Source organism: Streptomyces sp. BR123 (assembly GCF_013401435.1).
Taxonomy (GTDB): domain Bacteria; phylum Actinomycetota; class Actinomycetes; order Streptomycetales; family Streptomycetaceae; genus Streptomyces.
The window spans coordinates 1-967 of record NZ_JACBGN010000636.1; the positions used below are offsets into that span (position 1 = coordinate 1).

Here is a 967-nt window from a genome sequence, read left to right on the forward strand (position 1 = left end):
CCCGTCGCCCCCGCCAAACTCCCCGACCTGGCACTGATAGAGGCAGTCATCGATGGACTTCGAAAGCTCTGAGCCGTCCGCGGCATCCCCCCACGGACACCTCCGGGCCGGCCCGCGGCACGAGGACGCGCTGCCGGCCACGGCCGCGGCGGCGGTCAAGGTGGTGATCGTGGGCGGATTCGGTGTAGGCAAGACGACCCTGGTCGGCTCGGTGAGCGAGATCCGGCCGCTGACCACCGAGGAGACGATGACCCAGGCCGGGGTCGGCGTCGACGACACGGCCGGCGTGGAACGCAAGACCTCCACCACCGTGGCCATGGACTTCGGCCGCATCAGCATCAACCAGGAGCTGGTGCTCTACCTGTTCGGCACCCCCGGCCAGGAACGCTTCTGGTTCCTGTGGCGGGGCCTGTTCGAGGGCGCCCTCGGCGCGGTGGTCCTCGTCGACACCCGCAGGCTGGAGGTCAGCTTCGACGTGATCGGCCGGCTGGAGGAGCGCGGCGTGCCGTTCGTCGTCGCCGTCAACTCCTTCCCCGACGCGCCCGCGCACGCCCTTGAGGACGTGCGCGCCGCCCTCGACCTGCCCGATTCCGTGCCGCTCGTCCGCTGCGACGCCCGTCGGCGCGACTCCAGCCGTGACGTCCTCATGACGCTCATGCGCTACCTGCACTCCCTCGCCGTGACCCCGGAGGCCTTGTGAGCACGCCCTCGTCGCCCGACCACGCCGCGCCGCCGCCGGGCTGCCCGGCGCGCCGGCTGTAAGCCCGAGGCGGAAGCCGACCCGGGCGGCCCCGTACGAGGAGCTGCGAGCCGAGTACGGCCCCGTGGCCCCCGTGCCGGTCCGGGGCGACCGCGCGCGCTGGTGGAGATGCCGGCCAGGACGGTCCCGGTGGCGCCGCGGCGGCGCAGCCGGAGGTCGAGCTCGGGACGAGGGCGGCCGGTCGGCGGGTGTGGTGGGGTGGCGGGC

Annotated in this window: 1 protein-coding gene; it reads left to right on the forward strand. The window is 73.8% G+C overall.

The window, feature by feature from the left end:
• The first annotated feature begins 52 nt into the window (after window positions 1–52).
• Entirely contained in the window at window positions 53–700 is a 648-nt protein-coding gene (locus HYE82_RS36785; protein ID WP_179178564.1) for an ATP/GTP-binding protein, read from the forward strand.
• Window positions 701–967 lie beyond the last annotated feature (267 nt).